This is a genomic window from Sutcliffiella horikoshii (assembly GCF_021991925.1).
Classification (GTDB): Bacteria; Bacillota; Bacilli; order Bacillales; family Bacillaceae_I; genus Sutcliffiella_A; species Sutcliffiella_A horikoshii_F.
Window position 1 is genome coordinate 76254 of record NZ_RXZI01000009.1, and the last position, 23408, is coordinate 99661.

The window sequence follows — 23408 nt, forward strand, 5'->3', positions numbered from 1 at the left end:
TTTTCTTTTCTTCTACTATACCAAATAGTTGAAATAAGTGAGACAAATGCTTTCCCGGCCAGATTTTTCTCCAAACCTGTTACAATAAAGCCATACATAACAGGGAGGGATTGCAGGTGAAGATACTTGTTGTCGGGGCAGGTGCCGTTGGTGGATATTTTGGCGGACGTTTAGTGGAAAAAGGCGAGGATGTAACGTTCCTTGTGAGGGAAAAACGGAAGAAGCAACTAGAAGAAACCGGCCTTGTCATCAAAAGTGCCCATGGTGATGCCACACTAAAACCCAAGCTACTTGTCAGTGGAGAGAAAGCGGAAGCGTTCGATGTCATTTTATTATCTATGAAAGCCTACCATTTAGGTTCTGCGGTGGAGGACTTCAGAAGTTATGTCGGACCGGACACGACCATTGTCCCCTTGCTTAACGGGATAGCACATATGGAAAAATTAAGTACGGCCTTCGACGAGTCCAACGTGATTGGTGGACTTTGCTTTGTGGAGTCGACCTTGGACGAACAAGGGGCCATCATTCAGACAAGTGCCATTCATGATCTCGTTTTCGGTGAACTGGATGGCGGAAAGTCTGAACGGGTTGAGAGGCTTGTTACCTCTTTCAGTGGCACCAAAGCCAACTTTGTTTTATCCGAAAATATTGGACAAGCCATGTGGCATAAGTACCTTTTCATTGCTACCTTGGCAGGGGTCACGACATTGTTCCGTTCACCAATCGGCCCGATACGGGAGGATGAGCTCGGTGCGGACACCATCAAACAAACTCTAAATGAAGCTGCCGCCATTATGAAAAGTGTGGATGCACCTCTTGCAGAGAACATTGTGGATGGAAACTGGGATAAGCTTCATTCCATCGAAGCAGGCATGAAGTCTTCGATGCAGCGTGACATGGAAAAAGGATTGGCTGTAGAGGCTAATCATTTTTATGGTTATCTGCTTGGGATCGCGAAGGAGCGAGGGATAGCTGCTCCTACTCTGGAGAAGATTTATGCCAACTTGCGGATTTATGAGGGGCAAAGATAGTAGGGGTTATACTTTTGAAAGCTTAGGGTCGAGTGGCTCTGAGCTTTTTACTTTTGGGTTTGCAAGAGGGGTTAGTGGATGAGGACCTCGTTCACGCATACCTCCTTACACCAAGGTCTTCCTTACAGCGATGAAGACCTCCCTCACGCAAACCTCTCCCGATCAAGGTCTTCATTGCGCCAATGAGGACCTCTAATGCCAATCCCTCCCCACCAAGGTCTTCATTACGCCAATGAGTACCTCTCTCAAGCAAATCTCCCACCGCCAAGGTTCTCATAACACCGATGAGGACCTCTCTCACCCAAATATCTCACCACAGAGGTCTTCATCTCGCTCTCAGGAGGAAATTTCCCTAAAGAAAAAACCTGCCCGCAAAAATTTGCGTCAGCAGGTTTCCCATTCTTTTATTGCCGCTTTCATCCTTAATAGCGCTTCCGTCAGCACCTCACGCGGACAAGCGATGTTTATGCGTTCGAAGCCTTGCCCTCCCGCTCCAAATTTCATTCCTTCGTCTAGGCGGACGCCCGCTTTTTCTAAAAAGAAGGCGTGCAATTCATCTGCAGCAATTCCGAGCTCCCGGCAATCCAGCCAGATCAAATGAGTTGCCTCCGGTTTCACTACTTTTATAGCAGGAATATGCTCTTTCAAGTAGGTGTAGACATACTCTAGGTTGTCATTTAAGTACTCCTTCACTTCTTGCAGCCACGGCAATCCCTTATAGTAGGCGGCGATGGTCCCTTCTACCGCGAAAGCGTTGGGACGCATCAATCCAAATCCATTCAACAATGTTTCATATTTCTCTCTAATGTCTTTATTCGGAATGATAAAAATAGAGCTTTGCATTCCCGCAATGTTGAACGTCTTGCTTGGTGCCGCGCAGGTGATGGAAAAGTCCAGATGGTCAGGATGCACTTTTGCGAATGGAATATGCTTGTGCCCCGGATAGGTGAGGTCGCCATGCATTTCGTCTGAGATGACCATCACTCCATGCTTTTCGCAAATCTCCCCGATCTTACGTAACTCTTCACGAGTCCAAACTCTGCCAACCGGATTGTGCGGGCTGCAAAGGATGAACACCTTTGTATTTGGCTGAGCTGCTTTTTCTTCAAAATCCTCGAAGTCCATTTTATAGCCTTCCTCCGAATAAAGGAGGGAATTATGCAAGATGGTACATCCTTGTGTTTGGATGGTAGAAAAGAACGGATAATACACAGGGTCTTGCACGATTACCGAATCACCCGGTTGCGTTAATGCTTTCAATAAAAGGTTCATCCCTGGGATGATGCCCGGACTGAACGAGATCCATTCCTGCTTGAGCTCCCAATCGTATTGCGTTTTCCACCAGTATTCTATCGCGTCATAGTACCGGGCGCAAAATGTACTGTACCCATAGATTCCATGAGTAGCCTTTTGGCTGATGGCACTGACAATCTCTTCAGAAACCTGGAAATCCATATCTGCGATGCAGAGCGGGATGATATCTTGATCTTCGATGAACCATTTGACGGAATGCGTCTTTCTGCGGTCGATGAATTTTTCCAGTTGCATGGCTTTCTCCCCTTAATCGATCTAGTATGCCTTAGCCCAATATACCATATGTTTCGCTTCATTTCCGCAACACACACAAGTTTCGGCTACCTGTTCTTGTTCAAAAGGCATACAACGGGAGGTGGCGCTTGTTTCCTCTTTTATTTTGTCCTCGCACACTTGCTCGCCACACCACATCGCTTTGATGAAGCCACCTTTGTCTTCTATTTGCTCTTTGAAATCTTCAAAAGTCGTGGCCACACTCGTTTTCGCTTCGCGATGGGAACGTGCTTTTTCTAAAAGGTTTTTCTGGATGTCTTCGAGAACTTCTTGGATCTTTGCTTCCAGTCCTTCCATAGGTGTGATTATTTTCTCGCCTGTGTCACGGCGGACAAGGACTACTTGTTGTTGTTCGATATCGCGTGGCCCTGCTTCCAGCCTTAGTGGAATCCCCTTCATTTCGTACTCGTTGAATTTCCAGCCAGGCTTTTTGTCGCTGGCGTCAATTCCGACGCGAAGTGAAGTGGATAGCTTTTCTTTCAGGTCATAAGCAAAATCAAGGACCCCTTCTTTATGCTGAGCGATTGGCACAATCATCACCTGCGTTGGCGCAATCCTTGGAGGAACGACAAGACCTCGGTCATCGCCGTGGACCATGATCATGGCTCCAATGATTCGGGTCGTGAAGCCCCAAGAGGTTTGCTGGACATATTCTTGCTTGCCTTCACGGTTCAGGAATTGAATGCCGAATGCCTTGGCAAAACCATCCCCAAGATGATGGGAGGTTGCCGATTGCAATGCTTTTCCGTCATGCATCAGGCTTTCGATGGTGTAGGTGTATTTGGCTCCGGCGAACTTTTCCTTTTCGGTTTTTTGGCCTTTGATAACAGGGATGGCCAAGATATCCTCACAGATTTCCGCATAGACGTTGAGCATTTTTACCGTTTCCTCGTGCGCCTGTTCGTCTGTCTCATGGCAGGTGTGCCCTTCTTGCCAGAGGAATTCAAGTGTTCTAAGGAAAGGCCTGGTTGTTTTTTCCCAACGAACGACATTTGCCCACTGGTTGTAGAGCTTTGGCAGATCGCGATAGGAATGGATGATGTTTTTATAATGTTCACCGAAAAGTACTTCAGATGTTGGACGGACCACTAAGCGTTCTTGTAGCTTTTCATCGCCGCCATGGGTAACCCAGGCTACTTCCGGTGCAAAGCCTTCAATGTGGTCCTTTTCTTTTTGCAAGAGACTCTCCGGAATGAAGAGTGGCATGTAAACATTCTCGTGGCCGGTTTCTTTGATTCTTTTATCGAGCGCATCTTTAATGTTTTCCCATAGCGCATAGCCGTATGGGCGGATGATCATGCTGCCGCGGACGCTGGAATAGTCGACGAGTTCGGCTTTGGTGACGACGTCTGTGTACCATTGCGCGAAGTCTTCGTCCATATTAGTGATTTTTTCTACGAAATTTTTATTGGACATGTTGGTTTGCTCCTTTTTTTAAAAATTTATGCGATTTTACTAGTTGTTAGTGACCACTTAGGCTTAAAAGCTGCTGCCTTTTGTACGGAAATCAACATTTCACAAGTCAGCGAGAACGGCTTTTTTGAAAGTTCGTGCCAAAATGAAGTGAGTTCGTGCGGAAATGCCCCGAGTTCGTGCCAAAATGAGACGAGTTCGTGCCAAAAGAACCCGAGTTGATGCCAAACCCATTTTTCAGATTAATAAAAAAAGCCCCGCTTTAAATAAGGGACCATTTCCGGCGGTACCACCCTTATTCAAAGCAAAGCTTCACTCTCTTTCATGGTAACGGTTTTGAACCGCTGCACCGTTTCTGATGCAGAACTCAGAGGCAGGTTCAAATGCTCATCTATGGCTGCCTCTCACCACTCGGCACCCTCTCTTGGATAGACAAAATCATTTTACTGGTCCTCTTCTACGTTTGATATTGAGAAGATTATATAGGTTTGTTGGAAAATTTGTCAATCTATTATTTTACTAGTATTAGTTTGTTTATTGATTTTTAAACTTCATCCATACAAAAAAAACACCCGTACAATCCGACAAGTACGAGCGCCTTTTCACCAACTACTTATGATATGAATCTTTCCTTCAACCGCAACAATTCCCCCAGTTTCTCCCCCCGAACCTCTTCCTCCAACCGGTACCTATCCTCCAATATCTCCCACAACAGCTCCCCCTTCTCCTCAAAAGACAACGGCAGCCGCTTCACCACCTCCCGATATTCCGCCAGAAACTCCGTATAAGAAATCCATGAAAAATCGAACTGTTCCTCTAGTTCCCTTTTCAACTTACGGGTCAGTTTAGGGCTGGAACCGTTGGAGGTCACTGCGATCTGCAAGTTTCCGCGCCTGACGGTTGCCGGGAAGGTGACATTTCCTTCCCCTGACTCATCTACCACACATACGAGCTGTGATGGATGCAGTCGACCGACAAGTTCCGAATTCACATTCCTGTTATTCGTAGCGAGGATAGCAAGAAAGGCATCCCTAAAATCCCCTGCCTTAGCTCCACGCTCCACCAACCGGTAGCCTCTCAACGCCGACAGTTCCCTTACTTCCTCGGAAAATTCCGGTGCGATAAACGTGATATCCGCCTGCTCCGCATCCAACACCTTTGCCTTGCGTGCCGCTATCCTCCCGCCGCCTGCAATGACTACTTTCTTCCCTTTTAAATCAATGATTAACGGCTGCATCTCTCACCTCCTCCTTTCCTGAAACAGAAGCCCGCTCCACGACAATATCCTGGATCACCCCGTGCCGACTTAACGGCTCTATTAACCGAATATCCTGTCCTGCACGTTTCCTCTTGCGGACCTCCCTTTCCACTTCGCTTAATAGCAACCCGGCAAACAGCAGATACGGCACAACCAGCACCCGGCCAGTAGCCTCGGAACTAATTGATTCTATCCCCTCAGCGAATAATGGCGTGGTGGCAGCTAAAAAACAGACATCCACACGGGAAACCCCAAGACGTTTGCCGAGCCCCGCTTTCATTTCTGCAAAAGCCTCATGGATAGCGGGGTCACTACTTCCCCTGCCCACCACCAAAACAGAATCTGCAGCATCCACCCTCCCAACAGCCGCACTCACCAATTCACTGACCGCATCCACAATTCGCTCCTGCACACCAAAAGCAGGGGCCACATCCACTCTTACATCAGGATATTTCAAACGCAGTGGGGCTAGCGCTTCCGGAATGTCCTCTTTTATATGTCCAGCCGTCAAAAGAAAAATGGGGACGACGGTGATCTCTGTTGCCCCTTTAGCCACACAACGTTCAAACCCTTCCGGAATATATGGCTCCGTCAGTTCCAGAAAACTGATTTCCTGAATTGGTACATCGACTCTAGCAATGACTCGCTCCAAAAAAACCTTCGCTTCCTCCGCACCTTTTTTCGACCGCGTTCCATGCCCCACATATAAAATGGCTCTTCTCACAAAACCCCCTCCCTTCTATCCGTGTACCACAGGCAAGTGGGGCACGACCTCCTCTTCAAACCAGTGCAGCTTCTCATGGAGTTTCACCACTTCCCCAATCACGATCATGCTTGGATTGGAGATGTTGGCATCCTTCACCTTTCGCTCGATGTTTGCAAGCGTGCCAACGACGGTCCGCTGTTCATTAAGCGTTCCCCAGTGTACAAGTGCAATCGGTGTTTTCGCTGACTTACCGTTCTCCTGAAGGCGCTTGAGTATATTTGGCAGCTGGGAAACACCCATGTACACACAGATCGTATCCACCGCATGTGCAAGATTTGCCCATTGATGCTCCGCCTCCTTGTCGCCTGCCTGGTGTCCGGTGACGAAGGCGAAACTTTTGCTCAAGGTCCTGTGGGTGACTGGGATGCCGGCGTAGGCAGCCGCTCCGATCCCAGCGGTAATTCCCGGTATGACTTCAAAAGGGACATCCTGCCGTGAACACTCCTCCGCCTCCTCGCCGCCACGTCCGAACACAAACGGATCGCCTCCTTTCAAGCGCACGACCTGGTAGCCTTTTTTCGCATATTTTACGAGAAAGTGATTGATCGTCTCTTGTTTCATTGTGTGGTAGTGTGGCAACTTTCCGCAGTAAACGAGCTGCGCATCCTTTTTTGCATAGTTTAGTAGGTCCGGATTCACCAAGCGATCATAAAGGATGACATCCGCCTGTTCGAGTAGGCGCAACCCCTTCACTGTAATCAATTCGGGATCCCCGGGACCCGCTCCCACCAAATATACTTTTCCCTTCATGCGCTACCACCCTTTCTCTTCTGGATCTAATATATAACCACTCTTTTTCCCGAGACGCTTTTTCTCTCGTAAAATAACTTCTTTTACTGCGGGCTCCTTCAGATAAAACTTCTCAAGCTCCACATCAAGATGTTCAAAAGCCGCTTCATCATTTTCAGCAAATATGACGGATACAACTTCCTTGGCTTCTATGGTTACATCAAATCTATACAGATACGCCATCGGTTTCTTTTCCTAAAATAGTATCTAGCACGCCTTGCAAGGTGGAAACTCCCACGCGACCTACAAAATCGAAGAAGGATTCGCCTTTTGTTTTCTGATCACGGAAGTAGATTAATAGCTCTTCGAGGACATCCGTCAATTCCTCTGCCGCCACTTTCCCCTTCAGTTTTTCATTGAACTTACCGCCTTTATTCAAGGTTCCGCCCACATAGATCTCATAGGCTTCGACCATCTCTTTTTGCTCATTACGCATCTTCATCCCCTGCAACCCGATGTCGGCAATTTGACGCTGACCGCATGAATTTGGGCAGCCGACCATATGGGTGCGGATCGGGACATCCAGACTTATTCGCTGATCAAGTTCCTCCGCAATTAGTCGCATGCGTTCCTTCGTCTCCACCAAGGCCAGGTTGCAGTATTCAATCCCTGTGCAGGAAACCGCATGGCCGAGGAAGGAGTTCGGATTGATGGAAATGCGTTCAAAAATCGCTTCTTTCAAGAGTGCTTCCACATTTTCAGTTGGAATGTTCGGGATGATGAGATTCTGAGAGTTACAGGTTCTGATCTCGCCGTTTCCGTACTTTCCTGAAATTCTCGCAAGCTCGAAAACTTCTTCCGAATCCAAGCGTCCGACCGGTACGTTGAAACCTAGGAACTTCAATCCCTCCTGCTTTTGGTCATGGATGCCGTAAAAGTAACCAGCATTCCACTCCTCTTTCGGCTCTTCGCCTTTGGAAGGTAGCGGGCCCGTATACTCCAGTAGCTTCTCCTTGAATTTCTCCGGCCCCCAATCGGCAATCAAAAACTTAAGGCGTGCGAGGTGACGCTTTTCCCGGTAGCCGAAATCACGGAAGATGGTCGTGACGGCAATGGCGACTTCAAGCGTTCTCTCTGGTTCCACAAAGACATCGATGGTCTCAGCAAGGAACGGCCTGGAGGAAAGCCCGCCGCCGACTTTCAGATGAAATCCACTTTTTGTCGTGCCGTCAATCGTTTTTGTCGCCGGTGTAAAAGAAACACAGTTGATTTCCGCATTGGATGCATTCTTCGTATTAGCGCTGATGGACATCTTGTATTTTCGCGGCAGGTTGGAGAAGTCCTCATTCTTCTGGAAGAAATCATAGACCTCTTTTACAATCGCCGTTGTGTCAAAAAGCTCGTCAGGATCTAAGCCCGCAATCGGATTGCCCACAATGGTACGGGTGATGTCTCCGCACGCGCCCGCACTCGATAGCCCCACTGCTTCAAGGCGATTGAAGATATCCGGAATCTGTTCGATTTCCAACCAGTGAAACTGGATCGCCTGCCTTGTGGTGATGTCAAATACGCCACGGCCGTAATCGCGCGCGATGCCTGCGAGTGCTTCCACCTGCAGCTTTGTGAGGATGCCGGACGGAACATTGACCCGCATCATAAAGTAGCCGTCCTCTTTCGGTCGTTGCAGATAAAGCCCCGCCCACTTGAACAAATCCCACTGATCCTTAGGGATGGAATCGAATCCATCCTTGGCGTATTGCGGGATGTCATCAAGGATCCGGAGGCCATCCTTCTCCAGTTTTGCTTTCTCTGTCTTGTTGAGCTTTTCGTTGTCGGCCCAGTGTTTTACATATGCCATGTGCGTTTCCCCCTTTTAAATGATTTTTGAATCTCTTAAGTATTGGAGTATCGTACGGACGGCTTCCTCCACCGTCAGCTTGTTGGAATGTATCGTGAGTTCCGCTTGGGACGGCTCCTCGTACGGAGAATCAATGCCGGTGAAGTCCTTGATCTCCCCGCGTCTCGCCTTCGCGTATAATTGTTTCGGATCTCTTTTTTCACATTCCTCCAACGGACAGTCCACGAACACTTCAATGAACTCCCCCTCCTCAAACAGCGCCCTGACCTGATCCCTGTCTGTTTGGAAGGGCGAGATGAATGCGGTGGTGACAATTTTTCCGCTGTCTACGAAAAGTTTTGCCACTTCGCCAATGCGCCGGATGTTTTCATTGCGATCCGCCTCTGAAAATCCGAGGTCCTTGTTGAGTCCATGGCGGACATTGTCGCCATCCAGTACATACTCGTTAATACTTTGGCGGTATAGTTCCGTGGAGACTGCGTTTGCGATAGTTGATTTACCAGATCCCGAGAGTCCGGTGAACCAGAGGACACAGCTGCCATGTCCGTTCTGTGCACGGCGCTCCTCTTTGGATATAGTCTGTTCGTGCCAAGTGATGTTGGTTGCTTTTGAACTCATTTTTATGCTTCCTCCTTATACGGCAGCTGATTTCTGTTGTTGTAGTCCGTCGATCAGGACTTCGATGACCTCTTTTCGGCTGAAGGTGGGCGGCGGCAGCTCCCCTGCTCTCAGCAGCTCCCTCACCTTCGTTCCTGATAAAATAACCCTGTCTTCCTTCGGATGCGGGCACGTTTTATCTGAGGCCATGCCCTCGCATTTATTGCAATAAAAGCTATGCTCGAAAAACAATGGCTTGATGCCAAGCTCCTCTTCTGTAAACTGATGGAAAATATGCTGCGCGTCATAGGTGCCGTAATAGTCGCCAACCCCCGCATGATCCCGCCCGACAATAAAATGGGTGCAGCCGAAGTTCTTTCTCGCGATGGCGTGGAAGATTGCCTCCCTTGGTCCGGCATAGCGCATGGCAGCTGGGTAAATAGCAAGCTGGACGCGGTCTGTCGGATAGTAATTTTCTAATAGCACGCGGTAACTTTTAAGGCGGACATCTGCCGGAATGTCATCTGATTTTGTCTCGCCGACAAGCGGGTTAAGGAATAGTCCATCAACTGTTTCAAGTGCCGCTTTCTGGATGTATTCATGAGCGCGGTGGACAGGATTTCTCGTTTGGAATCCGACGACCGTTTTCCAGCCTTTTTGTTGGAAAAGTTCACGGGTTTCTTTTGGCTCGAGCCAGACATCCTGGGCCACGCCTTTGCTTGGTTTTTTGGTTAGCTTGACTTCCCCCGCGACGTAAATGTCTCCCCTTTCGAATAACCGCTTGACCCCTGGGTGTGCGAGTTCTTCGGTCTTGTAGACTTCGCGGGCCTCTTTTTGGAGGTCCGGTTCATACCACTCGGAGATGGTGATGACTCCGTAGGTGGTGTTTTGGTGAGTCAGCTTGTAGGTTTCTCCTTGTTTCAAGGGGGCTGCCACTTCCTTTGTGACTGGAAGTGTTACCGGGACCGACCATATGGTGCCGTTTGCTAGTCGCAGGTTATCAACGACCGATTCGTAGTCGGATTTGGTGAGGAATCCAGTTAGCGGACTGAAGAGCCCGACTCCAATGAGTTCCAGGTCACTTAGTGCGATCGCATCGATTTGGATTTCTTTTGTTAGGTTTGATGTGTCATAGTTTGGTTGGTAGGCCTGCACAAGTGTGCCGCCATGTGGTTTTGGTAGAGTCATTGTTTGTTTCCCTCTCTTTTCTGAATGGATTTTGGTTTTTTATATAAAATTAAGTTAGGAATCTTGTGTTTTTTGTCTGTTTAAAATCGTTCGGACAATTATTGTGCCTGTTCGGACAAAATAGTCGTATTGTTGGATGCCATTCGGTCAACTAATTGATTGGTTCGGTCAATTTCACATGGGGGTTCGGACATTTGAAAAATTGGTTTGGACACTTTTGGAAAATCTTCGGTCAACTTTGCCAAAACTTTGGACAATTTCAGGAAATCTTCGGTCAACTTTGCCAAAACTTCGGACATTTGTCCTTCATCTCGTCTCTCGGCTCCACTCGCCCCACTCGGCCCCACGCCACTCACCTCCATCATGCAAAAAAACACCCCTCACTCCTTACTCCCCGTCGACGCCACCGCCGCACCAGAACCCGATCCTACTCCCGACCGCTGCATCAAAAACTTCACCCCGAAGACCGATACCAACACCCCGATCATCGCAATCACCGGATACACATTCTGCTCGATCAATAGTTGGATCAACGTGTAGGAAAGCACCATCGATAACACTGGTGACACCACCCACACAACGAGCAGCTGTACGACGATGTCCTTTTTCAAAACGGAACGACCTTGCTTCACAAAGCCGATGCCGATAATCGATGAGGTGGTGATTTGTGTCAGCGGAACCGGGATGCCAAACACCGAAGCCACCGTTACGATCCCGGCTCCAGTCCCTGAAATCACGCACCCTTCCTCCAACCGAAGCTTCGTTATCTTCTTTCCATTCGTTTCCATGACGCGTTGACCGAGCAACAGCGCGCCAAGTGCAACAAACAATCCTCCCCAGAGAATTCCTTGCCCGGTGCTCATAATACCCGCCCCTACAAGCGGTCCCACCGCATTAGCAACATTGTTCATCCCGGCCGAGAATGCCTCAAACACCCCCATCACCACGACAAGCACCGACAGTATCGGAACGGCACGCGATGATTTTACCCACCGATCTATCACTCTATGTTTCAGCACCCAGGTGGCCCCGATTGCGAGCAGAAATGCGATAACCGGAGTCAATAGCCAGAACGAAACAATCCAGGCGAGCTTTCCGACAAACACAGATTGATAGACAATTCCGGCACCGACGACTGAACCCACCGTCACTTCACTAGTGGAAAGTGGGATGCCGAAAATATTTGCTAAAAATAAGGATAGAGCCGCAGAGGCAATCACAATCAGTGCAATGGCAACGGTAAAGGTGCTTTGCGGCACAATCCCGCTTCCCATCGTCTTGACGACCTCGCCCCCGCCAAGCCATGCCCCAAAGAACACCGCAATGCCGCACAGCACCAAGGCCAGATTTCTTTTGATAACTCCTGATCCATAGGCAATCCCCATGGATGCCGCCGCACCGCTTGCCCCTATATTCATGGCGAAAAATAGACCAACGATGACGGCCATCATAATTAACATGCTTTTTCCTCCTTCACTTCCCAGACAACCTTAGTTTGTATGCAGTCCGCACTCCGTCTTGCCACTCCCAGCCCAACGGCCAGCGCGGGAGTCCCCCGGCGTTCCGACTGCCTGTGTACAGGGAAAGCAGCCGATGCTTGGATATCCTTGGTCATGGAGCTCGTTGTAAGGCAGGCCTTTTACACGAATATGGTTCCACACATCCTCCCACGTCCAATGGATGAGCGGACAGATCTTCAAGTTTTTGAATTTATCATCACGATTCAGGAAGTTTGTGTTGGCCCGGGTTGGTGACTGCTCCCTTCTGAGACCGGATATCCATGCCTTCCTTGGCGTGAGCGCTTCTTTTAGTGGTTCGACCTTGCGTTTCTGGCAGCAGAGGCCGGGATCTCTTTTCCAAAGGGCCGTGCCATGCGCCGATGCTTGTTCTTCCAAGGTTAGCGCTGGCTTCTTCTTTTCGATTTGCAAGTCCGGGAACTTTTTTTCTATCTGTTCGATGACCTGATAGGTTTCCGGAAAATGCAGATCTGTATCTAAAAACACAATATGGGCATCTGGTTTTACTTCCTGGATTAGATCAATTAGGACGACCGCCTCGGCACCAAAGCTTGAGGCATAGATGATTTCATCTGATGAATAGGTCTGATACGCCCATTCCAAGACGGCTTTTGCGCCTTTTGAAGGATCATTCACCTCAAAGTCTGCTAATATCTCCTTCCAGCTTTCATACGTTATTTTCTCGTTCATCTTCTTGTTGCTCCTTTCTTTACCAATGAAAAAAGGCAGCCCCTTTACATGTGTGCTTGCTTGCATTGAGCTAGCTAAGCATCATGTAAAAAGACCGCCTCCAGTTTGTCTGGTCAGCGCTTATTTGATTTTTAAAATTTCAATAAACACGTTGGTGATTTACGCAACGGGCTATGTTTTCCTCGGGGCGCTTGTGGAGCCTCCTCGGCAAGCCTGCGGGTCTCCACTAAGCGCTACCTCCCGAAGGAGTCTTCGCCCTTTGCTCCAATCACCAACTGTATTCTGGCAATATTTACTTTTTCTGAAGGCGAACCTTCTCATTTTTTTCTATCTGAATGACTTTTCCATCCTGTACGACAAGGGTGATCGATCCAAATTTGATTGATTGCAGCATCCTTTCCAAGTGGGTTACAACATCTTCCCATTCCGATTGTGCCAGTTGGCTCGCCTCCGTTTCCCCAAATAAAAAACGCCTCTTCCATTATGGAAAGGCGCATCGTATGTATCCTGCACCTTATCTTCCAAAATGGGTATCCATTCTGCTGGAATTGGCACCTTGCTGTTAGCAGGTTGCCGGGCTTCAACGGGCCAGTCCCTCAGCCGCTCTAGATAAGCGTCTTTTCATTTGTTTTTTATTAGGATCTTTTCGCATTTTTGTTCTTTTTCGCAAGTATTCACAAACCGTTATGTTCCTTGCTGTTGTGCTCTTTTCCTGGCTATCCATTTTATCTTGCATGCACAAGCTAAATTTTTTCAAGCGGTAAAAAGTCCAATTGCCGACTTTTTACTCGTGACTAGCCACAATCTTTGAGAAAAGAGCTTTTTAATAAAATTAATCCTACCATACTTATATGAATTGTCAACAATGTAATTGACTGTTTTTTTAGATTTTTTTAAATTCAGGAAGTTGGTCCTAGCCTACTCCGTTCAATCCCCGATCTTTTTAAGCTTCGTTCCATCTTTCACCAACACGGCCTGATACATCTTTCCAGCTTTTGTTTCAAACATAACTCCTTGGATGGTTTCCTCTATTTTTTCAAAGGTGATGATATCACGTTTGGTCAGGCCGTTAGAATCAAACGTCACTTTTCCTTCCAGCTTGAGCTGGCCGTTCCCGATCTCATCCGCCAACTCGATTTCATGGTCGAGCATACGCTCCTCGATCCAACCGGCAAGTAGGGGTTCCAACGTTTTTTCATTTATTTTCAAATCATCACTATATGTTAGGATCATCGAGTAGCGGACATACTGAACCGTCCCATACTCATTTTCCCCCATCCCAAGCGAGAGGGACGTAATATCCATTACTGGGTCTGCTTCCTTTTGTGTTTCTATACTGCAAGCCGTCAACAGGAATAACAAACAGAATAAAGCCCCTAATTTCTTCACGCAACTTCCCCCTTACACCCTGTACTTTCTTCTTAAACCTTAACATATTTTTCCTTGTCTACGTTATAGGAAAATAAAAATGGTGCTAGAATCCCATGTTTGGGGTCTGGCACCATTTTCTACTTATCTAATTTCCCACTTTTTTAAAGAAGTGATGGTAACCTGATCATCGGCAAAAAAGCTGATAGCCTGGGCTTGTTCGGAAGGATAAATACGCGCTGTCATGACTTTCTCTCCACCATTAATGAACACCTCGATAGAACTGGAATCAAGATAAACCTGCAGTTTCAAAACTTTTTCCACTAGAGCAAGCGGTGCTTGGCGAACTCCTCCTGGGCCTTGTCCACTTTTTTCCCGATCCAATGTGATCATTTGTTCCTTCACATCGTAAGTGATGACGGTTTCTTCTGTCTCACTTTTTCTGAGTTTCAAACCGAAACGTGTCGCCTGTTGGGAGTGAATTTCTAGTTCCAGCTCCAAGCTAGTACCACTTACGTCAGGAAAGCTGGTTTCCCCCTCCACCAGTAGATTCGTATAACTGATTTCATTTTTCCTCAGGCTCTTTAATTCCTCTACAGGACTTGAAATGATTTTTCCGTCCTTTAGCTTCAATTCTCTTGGAATTGTCATCGCCCCTGCCCAGTCGACTTCCTGCTCCGGCATCTTGCTTTCCCACATGTTCATCCAAGCAATGGCAATCCGTCGACCCTTCTCATCGATGGTCGTTTGCGGTGCGTAGAAGTCAAAGCCATGGTCCAACATTTCAAAGGACCCCTGCGAAAGCTTCCCTGTTTCATAGTTAAGGCTGCCAAGAATGTAGCCTGCCTGATGCAGGTTTTGGTACTTATGTCCTTCAGGCTTTAACCCTTGAGGTGACATGACCAGCACGCCTTGCCCCTCCAGTTCAAAAAAGTCCGGACACTCCCACATATACCCGAAATTCCCTTCTCCTTTTGCCATAACAGAAACAAACTCCCACTCAACTAGATCTTGCGATTTATAAAGGAGCACTTGGCCGATATGGTCTTTGGTGCGGGAGCCCAAAACGCAATAATAGGAATCATCGTGTTGCCAAACTTTTGGGTCACGGAAATGAAAGGGATGGATATCTCCTTCTTCCGGAGCCTTCGTAATCACGGGGTTATTTTCTATTTTAGTAAAATGGATCCCATCTTCACTGACCGCAATGGCTTGGACCTGCTTTAATTGAGATTCGTGATCTGGCCCTGTCCAGACATTGCCTGTGTACATTAAATATAGTTTCCCATCCTTTTTAAAGGCACTACCTGAAAAACAGCCATCCCTATCATAATCCTCACTTGGTGCCAGCGCGATCGGAAGGTGTTCCCAAGTTGCCAGATCCCTGCTTTTCACATGTCCCCAGTGCATCGGCCCCCAGGTGGAATCATATGGGTGGTGCTGATAGAAAAGATGATATTCTCCGTTAAAAAAGGAAAAACCATTGGGATCATTGATCCAATATGCCGGAGCTTCGACATGATACCTCTCTCTCCAATGATGTTCTTTTACTCTTTCTTTTGCATTATGTATGGATTGATTTGCTTTTTGAAGTGCTTGATTGTGGTTGTCCATGCCCTCATCCTCCTTTACTTGCATTATAGAGGAATTGGGTGACTTACGAAACTTTCCATGGATTTAAATTAATGTATACGGATGACTCTTGCAGCAACCTAGCTGTTGATTGAAGCAATAGGCGGAGTCTCCTGAGGGAGATAGCGTTTAGGGGAGACCCCGCGGCAGGCGCAAGCCGAGGAGGCTCCACAAACGCTCCTAGGAAAGCGAAGCCTAGTGCGGAAATCAACAGCGGTGTTTATCAGAGCCAATTAAATAAGCAGCGGCTATGAGCACCGCTGCTTACTTCTATTGGCATTTAGCCATTTCGATTTCTTTACGCTTTTCCGCTACAATTACATCTATATGACGGTAGAGATTAACGAACTCGCCCGGAAGCAGTCCACCGTATTCTCCGTCTAGGTTAAGTTGCATTTTTTCTTGCGTGTTCACTTTTACCCGATTGGCTTTGGTGTAGATGACAAGCGGGTCCTTCACATGTTCGCCGCGAAGTGCCAAGGAGGCGATGCGGATAAAGTCGGCGATGTTGGCCTTTTTAAGGATGATCATGTCAAACATGCCGTCATTCATGCAGGAGTCAGGCGCAAGTTTCTCGAACCCGCCAACCGAATTGGAAAGTGATACGAGGAAAAGCATGATTTCGCCTTCGAAAATTTTCCCGTCGTATTCGATCGTTACGTTGGTTGGACGGATGGAAGGAAGCATCTCGATTCCTTTTAGGTAGTAGGCAAGCTGTCCCAGCATCGTTTTCATTTTAATTGGTACTTCATAGGATAGCTCGGTCATTTTCCCGCCACCGGCAATGTTCATGAAGTACTGGTCATTCGCTTTTCCAATATCAACAGGCATCGGAACCCCTGTTGCAATGACATCGACACAACCTAAAATATCATCGCGTGGAAGGTCCAGTGCTCTAGCAAAGTCATTGGTTGTCCCGACTGGTATCACACCAAGCTGCGGGCGGTACGCTTGTTCGGCAAGCCCGTTGACCACCTCGTTGATCGTACCGTCTCCACCAGCTGCCACAACCAGGTCATAACGGCGCTCCACAGCAAGCTTCGCTGCCTCGGTTGCATCTCCATGTCCTGTTGTTGCATGGCAGGATGTCTCATAACCAGCCTTTTCTAATCTTACCAACACTTCTGGCAAGTGCTTTTTGAATAACTCACGCCCAGAGGTTGGGTTATAAATCACCCTAGCTCGTTTCATTTTCCATCATCCTAAAATTATATTTAACTAAGCCCTCTTTTATATCTATGTCTTGTCCTGCTCTTTATGTTGTCTGTTAAGATAGTTATATTCACCCATACCACTAAGTAGGGAACCTGTAACCCACTACTGATAACATATTAGCCTATTCGGTGTGCTATATGCAATTAAAATGAAAATTTCGAGAAATGCGTTTGGCATCCCCCTGAAAACAAAACCCCCACCCGCATCACTACTTCTCGGAAGCAGCAGCTGCAGATGGGGGCAAAAAGCTCATGATTATTCTTCTGTCTTCTTCTCTTCGCTCTTTTTGCTTGTAGCGATTTCACTCGTCAAGCTGTCAATGCTGTGACGCACGTTCGCTTTACCTGAGAAGTTCTCAATCAGCTCTTTTACATCAATCCCGGAAGATGCCTTCAGGGATTCCTGTAGAGTGGACATCAGGTTTGTTGCATAGCCAGTCACCTTGTTGGCGCCGCTGTTTTCGCCGTTTCCACCAGTGTCGACAACCGTGATCTTGTCGATGTTTCCAAGTGGAGCTGCAACTTGCTTCGCGTATTCAGGAAGCATTTTGATGATCATGTCTAGGATAGCCGCTTGACCGAACTGTTCGAATGCTTCTGCGATCTTCTCTTTCGCTTCCGCTTCTGCAAGACCTTTCAGGCGGATAACTTCTGCTTCGGATTCCCCTTGCGCTCTTTGTGCATCGGCAATCGCAAGACCGTCGATACGTACTTTTTCCGCTTCCGCCTTTGCCATTGCTTCGATGCGGTATTTGTTTGCATCCGCTTCTGCCATTTGTTTTGCTTTGTCGGCTGCTGCAGCCTGCTCCACAGAATATCGATCTGCATCGGCTTTTTTCTTGACTTCGGAGTCATATTGACGCTCACGACGCAGGATCTCTTTTTCTTCAAGCTCGATTTGCTTTTGACGCTCGATGATTTGGATCTGCATTTGCTGCTCGGTTACTTCCTGCTTCGCACGTGCTTCCTCTAGGTGGTACGCTTGGTCGGCACGGGCTTTCGCGATGTCTTGCTCGCGGCGGTACTCGGCAACCTTCATTTGGTTGGTTTTTTCCGCTTCTGCGATCTCCGTCGCACGCTCAAGCTCAGCTCGTTGTGCGTCTTTTGCCGCTTCCGCACGCTTGATACGTGTTTCTTTGTCCGCTTCTGCCGTTGCAATGTCAGCGTCACGCTTTACTTGCGCGATACGTGGTTTACCCAGGGACTCTAAGTATCCGTTGCTGTCGCGGATGTCACGGATTGTGAAGGATACGATGATCAATCCCATTTTCGCTAAATCCTGTGATGCAACACGTTGTACTTCTTGAGAGAATTTTTCACGATTTTTATAGATTTCTTCTACTGTCATGGAACCTAGGATGGAACGAAGGTGACCTTCTAGTACTTCACGTGCTTCGTTTTCTAAGTCCTCTTTTCTTTTTCCTAAAAATTGCTCGGCAGCTGTAGCGATGTCGCCAATCGAGTTACCGATCTTGATGATCGCCGTTCCGTCCGCCATAACCGGTACACCTTGCTCTGTGTAAACTTCCGGCGTTTTTACATCTAGTTTAATAGATAGCAAGCTTAATGGCTCAGATTGTTGGAATACCGGCACGATGAATGCACCGCCACCTCTTACAATCTTAATTTTGTTGCCAGCTTCGTCTGTGTGGACATTTTTGCCACCAAGGTAGCTACCTGTGATGATTAACGCTTCGTCTGGACCAACTGTTTTGTAGCGTGCTACGAACACGACGATCAGAACGAAGATCAGTGCAACGACGGCACCAATGATAATAAGCATTTCCATCTTCTCTTCCCCCTATTTATTATAGTTTTCTAATACCTTTTCGTATGGAGTGACAGAGACCACTCCGGTTTGGACGTCGATGATCAGGACTTCCGTATCATAAGGAATTTCCTCGTTTTCAAAGCTCTGTGCAGATCGTGAAACGGTGCTTCCCCCAATGCTCAGTACCACTTCCCCAAACCCATCTTTCGGAACAGAGATGATGACTCGTGCAAGCTTTCCTTTTAAGTCATCGTCCGTATAGCCGAGGGAGGAATCGGCGGACTTGATTGGTACAAACACAAAGATGTGAAGCAAAATGACTAATAGAAGTGCAAGGACGGTGGCAATGGCCAACACCAGCAATCCTGATAGCGGCGAATATTTTTCAACCAGATAGCCTGTTGCTCCAAACACGGTAAAGAATGAAAAGATAAGAGCTGGATCAATAGGTAACACGTCAAATATCCCGTCCACCACATCAGATAATAAAACATAGATCAGCGTCAAACCGCCAAAGATGATGAGGCACCAAAAGTAGAGCGTCATCATATCCAATCCAAACATCGTCATAAGCCATCGTTTCCTTTCCTGTTGTATTGAAGGCAATCACCTTTGGAATCCTGATCCCTATCCAAAATTTCCTTCCGCTATTATATACGGGTCAAATCTCCTAAAGGTTTCAAAAAACATTTCTATTTTTCTACCTTTTTCTTGAATGGAGATAGGTGTAAAATAATAGTAGGAATTTACATAAATCTACCTATTTCATCATAAACCAAACTAAAGGGGAAAACTATCACTTATGATAAAAAAAGGATTAATTTGCGGTGTGAGCCTGAGCCTTTTGGCAGGTTGTACGAGCTTTGATCGTTTATTAGAGGAAGATGGGGCATTGGTTGGTAGTGCGCATGCCAATAAAACGGCAGTACCACAAATGACGGATTACGATATGGATTGGAATGAATTTTTTAATAAAGCAGAGGACGCGGGTACGGAGATTACTTCCGCGGAGGACGAGCCGGAAGAGTCTGCGAACGAGGAGGGGCAACCTGAGGAGCCGACTGATACGGACGAGCCTGCAGAGCCGGCGGAATCGGTGGAGCCCGAAGCGATTCCTGTCGTTGCCAACCCTGGCGCGATGAATGTCATGGTCAATAAATTCTGGTCGCTTCCAGAGGGGTACCGCCCTGGGGACTTGATCAAGCCGAATGTGCCATTTTCCTTTGGGGATGAAAACAGCGACCGTTCGAAACTGCGGGCGGAAGCTGCCGAGTCGCTTGAGGTCATGTTCCAGGTCGCCAAGGGGGAGGGCATTGAGCTTTACGCACGTTCCGGTTTCCGTTCGTATGAGACACAAGCTTCCATTTTTAAAAATGAGGTTGCTACATTCGGATATGAGAAGGCTGTTCTTTATGTAGCCCTGCCAGGGACGAGCGAGCATCAAACGGGGCTTGCCATGGACATTACCGCGAAGAGTGTGGGACTTGAATTAGTGGAGGCATTTGAGGGTACTGCTGAGGGCAAGTGGCTTTCTGAGAACGCTCATCATTATGGCTTTATTTTGCGCTATCCGAAAGGGAAGACCAATATCACGGGATATGCGTTCGAGCCATGGCACTTTAGGTATGTGGGAGTGGAGATCGCTGGGGAGATTTATGCGAAAGGGATCACATTGGAGGAGTATTTTGGGGATGTGAGGGAGTTTTAGGTGTTTGCCGTGTGATATGTCAGAAGTGGGGCGGGTTATCCGCGAAATTTTCATTTTATCCGCGAAGTCAGAGTAAATAACCGCTATTCGACACAAATCGACACCACCCCACCCATTCAAAAAAGCAGAACCCCGTTATGAACATACGGGGCCCTGCCTTCCCTACTTACACTTATCGCTTCTTAATTTCCTCAATCAAAATCTTGTTCACCATTTGTGGGTTGGCCTGGCCTTTGGAGGCTTTCATGATCTGGCCGACAAGGAAGCCGATGGCGCGTTCTGTTCCTTCTTTGTAGTCCTGGACGGATTTAGGATTTGCATCCAATGTTTCGCCGACCATTTTACGAAGGGTGCCTTCGTCCGAGATTTGGACAAGGCCTTTTTCTTTGACGATTTTCTCTGCGTCGCCGCCGTTTTCGATCAGTTCTTTGAAGACTTTCTTGGCAATTTTTGATGAAATGGTGCCGTCTTTAAGAAGTTTGATCATGCCGGCAAGTCCTTCAGGAGTCAGCGCGGTATCATGGAGTTCTTTGTTTTCGGCGTTCAGATAAGCTGAAACCTCGCCCATCAGCCAGTTAGAAGCAAGCTTAGCGTCAGCTCCCGCTTCTACTGTCCCATCAAAGAAATCGGACATTTCTTTTGTAATGGTAAGAACTTGGGCGTCGTATGCTGGCAAGCCTAGCTCTTCCACGTAGCGCTTTTTGCGCTCGTCCGGAAGTGTCGGGATGTCTGCACGCACGCGCTCTTTCCAGTCATCATCGATGTGAAGTGCTACAAGATCTGGTTCCGGGAAGTAACGGTAATCGTCGGATCCCTCTTTTACACGCATCAGGATGGTTTCTTTTGTCGACTCGTCATAACGGCGTGTTTCCTGCTCGATGACTCCTCCAGATGAAAGAACCTGCTCTTGGCGAATCACTTCATATTCCAATCCTTTTTGGACAAAGTTGAAGCTGTTCAGGTTTTTCAGTTCTGTTTTCGTCCCGAATTTCTCCTGGCCGACTGGACGCAGGGAGATGTTCGCATCACAGCGCAAGGAACCCTCTTCCATTTTACAATCGGAAACGCCTGTATATTGAATGATGGATTTCAATTTTTCCAGGTAGGCATATGCCTCTTCTGGTGTGCGGATATCGGGTTCAGATACGATCTCCACAAGCGGTGTTCCCTGTCGGTTGTAGTCGACAAGGGAGTAGCCGTCGCCTGTATGCATCAATTTTCCTGCATCCTCTTCCAGGTGAAGGCGCGTGATACCGATGCGTTTCTTTTCGCCGTTTACTTCGATATCGATCCAGCCGTTTTCCCCAATTGGTTTGTCATGCTGAGAGATCTGGTATGCCTTCGGATTGTCCGGATAGAAATAGTTTTTGCGGTCAAATTTGGTATCGGTCGCAACTTCGCAGTTTAGCGCCATCGCGGCCTTCATCGCATATTCGACCGCCTGTTTGTTCAGTACAGGCAGTGTTCCCGGATAACCGAGTTCCACGACGCTTGTGTTGGAGTTCGGTTCTGCACCGAATTCGTTCGGACTAGCCGAAAAGATTTTTGATTTTGTTTTTAACTCGACGTGTACCTCGAGTCCAATAATCGTTTCATAGTTCATGTCAGTTTCTCACCCCTTACAGTTGTGGTTTTTGTTTATGATGGTCGGTTGCCTGCTCGAACGCATGCGCAACGCGGTAAATGGTGCTTTCATCAAAATGGTTCCCAATGATTTGTAAGCCGACCGGTAATCCGTCGACAAAACCAGCCGGTACAGAGATTCCTGGTACGCCTGCAAGGTTGACTGGGATGGTCAGGATGTCGTTTGCATACATCGTTAACGGATCCTTCGTGTTTTCACCAACTTTAAATGCCGGTGTCGGTGTAGTAGGCCCGATGATCACGTCATATTTTTCAAATACATCTTCAAAATCCTGCTTGATGAGCGTACGCACTTTTTGTGCTTTTACATAATAAGCATCATAGTGGCCTGCGCTCAGTGCGTAGGTTCCTAGCATGATACGGCGCTTCACCTCAGGACCAAAACCTTCACTGCGTGTCTGCTTGTACATGTCAAGAAGGTTCTTCGCATTGTCCGTACGGTAGCCGTAACGAACGCCGTCAAAACGGGCAAGGTTTGCGGATGCTTCGGATGAGGACAGTAGATAGTAAGTTGCCAGCGCATATTGGGAGTGTGGCAGGGAAACTTCTTCCCATGTCGCACCGAGGCCTTCGAGAACTTTCAATGCATCCATGACAGATTGGCGAACCTCTTCGCTTACACCTTCCGCTAGGTATTCTTTTGGCACACCAATCTTTAAGCCTTTAATATCACCAGTCAGGCTGGATAGGAAATCTGGTACATCAGCGTTTGCCGATGTGGAATCCATTGGGTCGATTCCAGAGATTGCTTGTAAAAGATAAGCATTATCCTCTACAGTGCGCGTGATCGGCCCGATTTGATCAAGGGATGATGCAAAGGCGATCAACCCGTAACGGGAGACACGGCCATATGTAGGTTTCAATCCGACGACACCGCAAAATGCTGCAGGTTGGCGGATGGATCCACCTGTATCAGAACCCAAGGAGAAAAATACTTCCCCAGCTGCGACTGCTGCTGCAGACCCTCCGCTGGATCCACCTGGTACACGGTCCAAGTCCCATGGATTTCTCGTTGCTGCAAATGCGGAGTTTTCGTTGGAGGAGCCCATCGCAAACTCATCCATGTTAATTTTCCCGATTGTTACGGACTCTGCTTGGTTAAGTTTTTCTACAACGGTTGCATTGTAGATCGGGTCGAAGTCACCCAGGATTTTGCTCGCAGCCGTTGTGCGGATTCCTTTTGTGACAATGTTATCCTTTACTCCGATTGGAAGGCCGAATAATAGGCCGTGATCTTTTTCAAGTCCAAGCGCTTCGTCGAGCACTTTTGCATATTTACGGGCATTCTCCTCATCAAGTGTGAGGAATGCTTGTACTTTGTCATCGACTTCGTTGATTCGTTTATAGGATGTATCAACTAGGTCTGAGACACTGATTTCTTTTTTATGTAAAAGGCTATGTAATTCCGATAGCTTTTTATCAAACAATGACATGGGG

The 23408-nt window shown here is 47.6% G+C and carries 23 protein-coding genes, 1 riboswitch and 1 other annotated feature; of the genes, 2 read left to right on the forward strand and 21 right to left on the reverse strand.

Translation table 11 applies throughout. From position 1 onward, the window contains the following. Nucleotides 1-116: 116 nt before the first annotated feature. Nucleotides 117-1031 carry a ketopantoate reductase family protein gene (locus EKQ44_RS18690; protein WP_237665070.1) on the forward strand — a complete coding sequence of 305 codons (915 nt, stop codon included), beginning with the start codon at nt 117-119 and terminating at the stop codon, nt 1029-1031. Nucleotides 1032-1122: 91 nt separating this feature from the next. Here the strand turns inward: EKQ44_RS18690 and EKQ44_RS18695 are convergent, their stop codons facing one another. The 19 genes from EKQ44_RS18695 to EKQ44_RS18785 all read right to left on the reverse strand — a co-directional run bounded on the left by EKQ44_RS18695 (nt 1123) and on the right by EKQ44_RS18785 (nt 19189). After that, nucleotides 1123-1332: a hypothetical protein gene (locus EKQ44_RS18695; protein ID WP_237665071.1), complete on the reverse strand. Its 210-nt coding sequence runs from the start codon at nt 1330-1332 to the stop codon at nt 1123-1125. An 83-nt stretch (nt 1333-1415) separates the two neighbouring features. Continuing rightward, on the reverse strand, nt 1416-2579 hold the full coding sequence (locus EKQ44_RS18700; RefSeq protein WP_237665072.1) for a MalY/PatB family protein: 1164 nt from the start codon (nt 2577-2579) through the stop codon (nt 1416-1418). 21 nt (nt 2580-2600) lie between these two features. Continuing rightward, nucleotides 2601-4034: a proline--tRNA ligase gene (proS, locus tag EKQ44_RS18705; RefSeq protein ID WP_237665073.1), complete on the reverse strand. Its 1434-nt coding sequence runs from the start codon at nt 4032-4034 to the stop codon at nt 2601-2603. A 263-nt stretch (nt 4035-4297) separates the two neighbouring features. Further along, nucleotides 4298-4500, reverse strand: a binding site (T-box leader). A gap of 144 nt (nt 4501-4644) precedes the next feature. Then, a complete protein-coding gene (locus EKQ44_RS18710) occupies nt 4645-5268 on the reverse strand; it encodes a precorrin-2 dehydrogenase/sirohydrochlorin ferrochelatase family protein (protein WP_237665074.1) in 624 nt (207 codons plus the stop codon). Further along, entirely contained in the window at nt 5249-6013 is a 765-nt protein-coding gene (locus EKQ44_RS18715) for a sirohydrochlorin chelatase (RefSeq protein WP_237665075.1), read from the reverse strand. The genes EKQ44_RS18710 and EKQ44_RS18715 overlap by 20 nt, the downstream gene beginning before the upstream one ends. Before the next feature lie 15 nt (nt 6014-6028). Further along, a complete protein-coding gene (gene cobA, locus EKQ44_RS18720; protein WP_237665076.1) occupies nt 6029-6805 on the reverse strand; it encodes a uroporphyrinogen-III C-methyltransferase in 777 nt (258 codons plus the stop codon). 3 nt (nt 6806-6808) lie between these two features. Next, on the reverse strand, nt 6809-7027 hold the full coding sequence (locus tag EKQ44_RS18725) for a DUF3906 family protein (protein ID WP_237665077.1): 219 nt from the start codon (nt 7025-7027) through the stop codon (nt 6809-6811). After that, a complete protein-coding gene (locus tag EKQ44_RS18730) occupies nt 7011-8642 on the reverse strand; it encodes a nitrite/sulfite reductase (RefSeq protein ID WP_237665078.1) in 1632 nt (543 codons plus the stop codon). Before EKQ44_RS18730 ends, EKQ44_RS18725 begins: the two co-directional genes overlap by 17 nt. 15 nt (nt 8643-8657) lie before the next feature. Beyond that, nucleotides 8658-9260, reverse strand: coding sequence for an adenylyl-sulfate kinase (gene cysC, locus EKQ44_RS18735; RefSeq protein WP_237665079.1), 603 nt, complete (start codon nt 9258-9260; stop codon nt 8658-8660). 15 nt (nt 9261-9275) lie between these two features. Next, the gene (sat, locus tag EKQ44_RS18740; protein WP_237665080.1) at nt 9276-10427 is read right to left on the reverse strand and encodes a sulfate adenylyltransferase; all 1152 of its coding nucleotides are present in this window, start codon (nt 10425-10427) and stop codon (nt 9276-9278) included. Nucleotides 10428-10525: 98 nt separating this feature from the next. After that, nucleotides 10526-10792, reverse strand: a complete 267-nt coding sequence (locus EKQ44_RS18745) for a hypothetical protein (RefSeq protein ID WP_237665081.1) — start codon at nt 10790-10792, stop codon at nt 10526-10528. A gap of 15 nt (nt 10793-10807) precedes the next feature. Continuing rightward, nucleotides 10808-11887, reverse strand: a complete 1080-nt coding sequence (locus EKQ44_RS18750; protein ID WP_237665082.1) for an inorganic phosphate transporter — start codon at nt 11885-11887, stop codon at nt 10808-10810. A gap of 30 nt (nt 11888-11917) precedes the next feature. Further along, nucleotides 11918-12634 (reverse strand): phosphoadenylyl-sulfate reductase, encoded by a 717-nt coding sequence (locus EKQ44_RS18755; RefSeq protein ID WP_237665083.1) that lies wholly within the window; start codon nt 12632-12634, stop codon nt 11918-11920. 292 nt (nt 12635-12926) lie between these two features. After that, a complete protein-coding gene (locus tag EKQ44_RS18760; protein ID WP_237665134.1) occupies nt 12927-13028 on the reverse strand; it encodes a YezD family protein in 102 nt (33 codons plus the stop codon). Nucleotides 13029-13145: 117 nt separating this feature from the next. Further along, nucleotides 13146-13250: riboswitch (SAM riboswitch) on the reverse strand. Nucleotides 13251-13561: 311 nt separating this feature from the next. Beyond that, nucleotides 13562-14023 (reverse strand): hypothetical protein, encoded by a 462-nt coding sequence (locus EKQ44_RS18765; protein ID WP_237665084.1) that lies wholly within the window; start codon nt 14021-14023, stop codon nt 13562-13564. Nucleotides 14024-14146: 123 nt separating this feature from the next. Continuing rightward, on the reverse strand, nt 14147-15616 hold the full coding sequence (locus EKQ44_RS18770) for a glycoside hydrolase family 32 protein (protein WP_237665085.1): 1470 nt from the start codon (nt 15614-15616) through the stop codon (nt 14147-14149). A 288-nt stretch (nt 15617-15904) separates the two neighbouring features. After that, entirely contained in the window at nt 15905-16825 is a 921-nt protein-coding gene (locus tag EKQ44_RS18775; protein WP_237665086.1) for a diacylglycerol kinase, read from the reverse strand. Nucleotides 16826-17104: 279 nt separating this feature from the next. Next, nucleotides 17105-18637 carry a flotillin family protein gene (locus EKQ44_RS18780; RefSeq protein WP_237665087.1) on the reverse strand — a complete coding sequence of 511 codons (1533 nt, stop codon included), beginning with the start codon at nt 18635-18637 and terminating at the stop codon, nt 17105-17107. 12 nt (nt 18638-18649) lie between these two features. Beyond that, entirely contained in the window at nt 18650-19189 is a 540-nt protein-coding gene (locus EKQ44_RS18785) for a hypothetical protein (RefSeq protein ID WP_237665088.1), read from the reverse strand. A 232-nt stretch (nt 19190-19421) separates the two neighbouring features. Between EKQ44_RS18785 and EKQ44_RS18790 the strand changes: the two genes are divergently transcribed. Continuing rightward, complete coding sequence (locus EKQ44_RS18790) at nt 19422-20327, forward strand: M15 family metallopeptidase (protein WP_237665089.1); 906 nt, start codon at nt 19422-19424, stop codon at nt 20325-20327. A gap of 172 nt (nt 20328-20499) precedes the next feature. Here EKQ44_RS18790 and gatB read toward each other — a convergent pair whose 3' ends face one another. Continuing rightward, nucleotides 20500-21930, reverse strand: a complete 1431-nt coding sequence (gatB, locus tag EKQ44_RS18795; RefSeq protein ID WP_237665090.1) for an Asp-tRNA(Asn)/Glu-tRNA(Gln) amidotransferase subunit GatB — start codon at nt 21928-21930, stop codon at nt 20500-20502. A gap of 16 nt (nt 21931-21946) precedes the next feature. Then, the gene (gene gatA / locus EKQ44_RS18800; RefSeq protein WP_237665091.1) at nt 21947-23404 is read right to left on the reverse strand and encodes an Asp-tRNA(Asn)/Glu-tRNA(Gln) amidotransferase subunit GatA; all 1458 of its coding nucleotides are present in this window, start codon (nt 23402-23404) and stop codon (nt 21947-21949) included. Nucleotides 23405-23408: the final 4 nt, after the last annotated feature.